The organism is Stenotrophomonas sp. P5_B8 (assembly GCF_054049855.1).
Map to the genome: position 1 here is coordinate 1 of NZ_JBFULO010000554.1, position 2,066 is coordinate 2,066.

General features: G+C 67.1%; 1 protein-coding gene. It reads right to left on the reverse strand.

Going from position 1 to position 2,066, the window contains the following annotated elements:
* Positions 1-296 precede the first annotated feature (296 nt).
* On the reverse strand, positions 297-2,066 hold a 1,770-nt coding region (locus tag ACXJKH_RS19250; protein ID WP_457321779.1), incomplete at its 5' end, for an acyl-CoA dehydrogenase C-terminal domain-containing protein.

The following is a 2,066-nucleotide window of genomic DNA, read 5'->3' on the forward strand; positions in this document are numbered from 1 at the left end:
GCATTTTGTGTATAGGCGCTTGCGCCTATACACAAAATGCAACGATTCGGTTGGGCATTCCACCTGAACCCCGCGCCGTTGGCGCGCCCAACGCGGCCGCCGGTGGCGACCGCGTTCCGCGCATTCCACCTAAACCCCGCGCCGTTGGCGCGCCCCCTTTAACAAAAAGGGGGCTTTTCTCCAGATGGGGTGTCGGTGGTACCAACCAGCGGTCGGCACCTGCCGGAGTCACAGCGGTGGCGGTATTGAGTGACCGTTGGTCGGTGGGTCGGTGGGTCGGTGGGCCGGTGCGGTGCTCAGGCCTCGCCGAAATGTGCGTCTTCCATGGTCATCAGCGGGGCGGCGCCGGACTGGATCGCGGCGGCGTGGCTGAGGGTGCGCGGGAGGACACGGGCGAAGTAGAAGCGGGCGGTTTCGCGCTTGGCCTGCTTGAACGCCTCGCTCTGCGCGGAGGCATCGGCGGCGGCGACGCTGCGGGCCCACCAGTAGGCCAGCACCACGTAGCCCGAATAGAACAGGTAGTCGAAGCTGGCCGCGCCCAGTTCCTCGGGGTTGCCGGCGGCGCGCTGCAGGGTGGCCATCGTGAGCTTGCCCCATTCGTCGGCCTTGGCGCGCAGCGGGGCGATGAATTCGGCCAGCGCTTCGTTGCCTTCATTGGCCTTGGCGAAGGTTTCGATCTCGGCCAGCATCAGCTTCAGCCCGGCGCCCTGGCTGGAGGCGGTCTTGCGTCCGATCAGGTCCAGCGCCTGGATGCCGGTGGTGCCTTCGTAGAGGGTAGTGATGCGCGCGTCGCGGGCCAACTGCTCCATGCCGTGTTCACGGATGTAGCCGTGGCCGCCGAAGCACTGCAGGGCGTTGTAGGTGTTTTCGATGCCCCATTCGGTCTGGCAGGCCTTGGAGATCGGGGTCAGGAAGCTCACCAGGGTGTCGGCGCGCTCGCGCTCGCCGGCATCCTCGGCGTGGTGGGCAACATCGACCAGCGTGGCTGCGTGCAGGGCCAGCAGGCGGCTGCCTTCGACCAGCGACTTGATGGTGAGCAGCATGCGGCGTACGTCCGGGTGGACCAGGATCGGGTCGGCCGGCTTTTCCGGGTTTTTCGGGCCACTCAGCGAACGCGACTGCAGGCGCTCGCGGGCGTACTTGAGCGCGTTCTGGTAGGCGCGCTCGGACAGGCCGATGCCCTGCAGGCCGACGCCGAGGCGCGCGGTGTTCATCATGGTGAACATCGCCTGCAGGCCCTTGTGCGGCTGGCCGACGAGGTAGCCTTGGGCACCGTCGAAGTTCATCACGCAGGTAACCGAGCCCTTGATGCCCATCTTGTGTTCGATCGAGCCGCAGCGCAGCGCGTTGCGTTCGCCGACCTTGCCGCCGCGGTCGACCTTGAACTTGGGGGTGACGAACAGCGAGATGCCCTTGGCGCCGGCCGGTGCGTCGGGCAGCTTGGCCAGTACCAGGTGGACGATGTTGTCGGTGAGGTCGTGCTCGCCGGCGGTGATGAAGATCTTGGTGCCGGTGATGGCGTAGCTGCCATCGGCGTTGGGCTCGGCCTTGGTCTTGAGCAGGCCCAGGTCCGTGCCGCAGTGCGGTTCGGTCAGGCACATGGTGCCGGTCCAGCGGCCCTCGATCAGCGGCTTGAGGAAGGCGTCCTGCTGCCAGGCTTCGCCGTGCTGCTTGAGCGCTTCGATGGCGCCGTGGGAGAGCAGCGGGAAGTTGCCCCAGGCCAGGTTGGCGGCGTTGATCATTTCATTGAGCGGCACGCCCAGGGTGTGCGGCAGGCCCTGGCCGCCAAGTTCTGGCGCCGCGGTGAGGCCGGTCCAGCCGCCCTCGACGAACTGTGCGTAGGCCTGCTTGAAGCCCGGCGGCGTGGTCACTTCGCCGGTGGCCTGGTCGAGCGCGCAGCCGATTTCGTCACCGACGCTGTTCAGCGGTGCCAGCACGGTGGTGCTGAAGCGACCGGCTTCCTCGAGCACGGCGTCGACCACGTCGGCGGTGGCGTCGGCAAAGCCGAGGCGGGCGAACAGCGGTTCGACCTTGAGCACGTCATGCAGGGCGAAACGGATATCGGA